We start from the raw sequence: 998 nt of genomic DNA on the forward strand, positions 1-998 counted from the left end.
CCGATATAGGACATCTCGATCTTGCTGTCGGCGCGCGCGTGCCGCACGGCGGGGTCGCCGCGCTGCTCGGAGTAATGGTCGGTGCGGGCCTGCCAGACCCGCGCGATGGCGTTGGCGATCTCCAGGTCGCTGTGCGGGCCGCGCAGCAGCGCGCGCAGGTCGTGGCCCTCGGTGGCGAACAGGCACAGGTAGAGCTTGCCTTCGGTCGACAGCCGGATGCGGCTGCAGTCGCCGCAGAACGCGCGCGTCACGCTGGAGATCACGCCGATCTCGCCGGCGCCGTCGCGGTAGCGCCAGCGCTCGGCGGTCTCGCCGCTGTAGTTGGCGGCCACGGCGTCGAGCGGGAAGGCTTCGTGGATGCGGCGCACCACCTCGGCCGAGGGCAGCACCTCGTCCATGCGCCAGTGGTTGCTGGCGCCCACGTCCATGAACTCGATGAAGCGCACGATGATGCCGCTGCCGCGGAAATGCGCCGCCATCGGCACGATCTCGGCATCGTTGGTGCCGCGCTTGACCACCATGTTGACCTTGATCGGCGCCAGGCCGGCGGCCTGGGCGGTCTCGATGCCGTCGAGCACGTCGGCCACGGCGAAGTCGACGTCGTTCATGCGGCGGAAGGTGGCGTCGTCGATGGCGTCCAGGCTCACGCTCACGCGGGTCAGGCCGGCGTCGCGCAGGGCGCGGGCCTTGCGCGCGAGCAGGGAGGCGTTGGTGGTGAGGGTGAGGTCGAGCGGCTTGCCGGCAGGGGTCTCGATGCGGGCGAGCATCTCGACGAGCTTCTCGATGTTCTTGCGCAGCAGCGGCTCGCCGCCGGTCAGGCGGATCTTCTCGACGCCATGCGCGACGAAGAGGCGGGCGGCGCGCTCGATTTCCTCGAAGCTGAGCAGCGCGGAGTGGGGCAGGAAGGTGTAGTCCTTGTCGAAGACTTCCTTGGGCATGCAGTAGACGCAGCGGAAGTTGCAGCGGTCGGTGACGGAGATGCGCAGGTCGTGCAGCGG

General features: G+C 69.4%; 1 protein-coding gene. It reads right to left on the reverse strand.

Annotated elements, in window-relative coordinates:
* Window positions 1-998 (reverse strand): GTP 3',8-cyclase MoaA (gene moaA, locus KF708C_RS34100; RefSeq protein WP_059416314.1); only part of this gene is annotated, 998 nt, incomplete at both ends.

The sequence above is a fragment of the Cupriavidus basilensis genome, assembly GCF_000876015.1.
In the GTDB taxonomy this organism is placed as follows: Bacteria; Pseudomonadota; Gammaproteobacteria; order Burkholderiales; family Burkholderiaceae; genus Cupriavidus; species Cupriavidus basilensis_B.